A 289-nucleotide genomic window follows, 5' to 3' on the forward strand; every position below is an offset into this window, starting at 1 on the left:
CTGAACTACGTCAAGCTCGACGGCGAGGTCGGCATCATCGGTAACGGTGCCGGTCTGGTCATGTCGACCCTGGACGTGGTCGCCTACGCCGGAGAGGACCACGGCGGCGTCAAGCCCGCCAACTTCCTCGACATCGGTGGCGGCGCCTCGGCCGAGGTCATGGCCAACGGCCTGGAGATCATCCTGGGCGACCCGGCCGTCAAGAGCGTCTTCGTCAACGTCTTCGGCGGCATCACCGCCTGCGACGCGGTCGCCAACGGCATCGTCCAGGCTCTGGAACTGCTGGAGC

The 289-nt window shown here is 66.8% G+C and carries 1 pseudogene; it reads left to right on the plus strand.

Annotation, left to right across the window (positions count from 1 at the left end):
- Positions 1 to 289 (plus strand): annotated as a pseudogene (locus tag DSY14_RS28510) (succinate--CoA ligase subunit beta); the annotation flags it as partial.

Source organism: Nocardiopsis sp. MG754419, assembly GCF_018207095.1.
Lineage (GTDB): Bacteria > Actinomycetota > Actinomycetes > Streptosporangiales > Streptosporangiaceae > Nocardiopsis.